The organism is Polaromonas sp. P1_F9 (assembly GCF_056405615.1).
This window is the reverse complement of the sequence record NZ_JBFUBT010000017.1, coordinates 1-1,206: the sequence shown is the minus strand read 5'-3', so window position 1 is coordinate 1,206 and position 1,206 is coordinate 1. Positions and strand designations below refer to the sequence as shown.

General features: G+C 61.2%; 1 protein-coding gene. It reads right to left on the bottom strand.

All coding sequences use genetic code 11. The features are described 5' to 3' along the window. Positions 1 to 1,187, bottom strand: a 1,187-nt coding sequence (locus tag AC1DYR_RS22260) for an acyltransferase family protein (RefSeq protein WP_477706991.1), incomplete at its 3' end; no start/stop codon positions are given. Positions 1,188 to 1,206: the final 19 nt, after the last annotated feature.

Genomic DNA, 1,206 nt, shown 5'->3' with positions numbered 1-1,206 from the left:
CCTGCGATGGCGAGCATGAGCAGAAGCAGGCCCACGGTTTTGCGGCGGGCGTGGGCGCCGAAGCGCAAGGGTGTTTCGATAAAGCGATAGGTCAGCCAGGACAGCACAACCGCTGCCAGCAGCCCGCCAGTGCGCACAGCCACGGAAGGCGTCTCACTGGCCAATATGCGCAGGTACACCAGGATGACCCAGTGCCACAAATACAGCGGATAGCTGATCTTGCCCACCCACACCATCAGCGGGTTGGCCAGCACCAGGCGGTTGAGCCAGGCTTGCGGCCCGGCCCAGATCAGCAGTGCCGCGCCCAGCGTGGGCGCCAGGGCCCAGGTGCCCGGGAAGTGCGATTCACGGGTGATGCGCGACATTGCCACGACCAGGAAAAACGCACCCAGCCAGGCCTTCACGTTGGCCAGCACCGCCGCCGGTTGAATCTGCACGCCATCGCGGTAAATCACCTTGGTGAGGAATCTTGCAACGCTGGCCTGTACCCGCTTGGCACGCCCTGAATGATCGATCACCAGCAGCGCCAACAGCGCGCCAATCATCAACTCCCAAATCCGGGTCTGGGGCTGGTAGAAGGTCCACACCGCGTCCTTGCGTATGTAGGCGATGTTGAGGACATACGAAAAGGCGGCAACCAGGACAATGAGGGTGAACAGGTTGAAGCGCCGCTTCCAGGCCAGCCATACCAGCAGCGGAAACACGATGTAGTACTGCTCTTCAATGGCGAGCGACCACAGGTGCAAGAGCGGCTTGACTTCAGCAGCGCTGTCAAAGTAGCCGCTTTCGCGCCAGAGTACAAAGTTGGAGATGAAGCCGGCGCCGCCAATGACGTGCTTGCCCAGCTGGCGGTACTCGTCGGGGTACAGCACAAACCAGCCCGCGACCAGCGCAAACAGCAGTACGGTGGTCAGTGCCGGGAAGATGCGGCGGATGCGCCGGGAGTAGAAGTCGCGGAAGCTGAACTGGGAAGTAGCCAGGCCCTGAAAAATGATCGTCGAGATCAGGAAGCCCGAGATGACGAAGAAGATGTCAACGCCGATGAAGCCGCCGCGAACCCATTCGGGATACGCATGAAAGCCGAGCACGGACAACACCGCCACCGCACGCAGACCGTCAATGTCTGCGCGGTATTTGGGATGCGTCAGCGCATCTGTGCTCGCAACTTCTCGCCCTTCAGCATCCATCCGTCATGCCCCATCCATC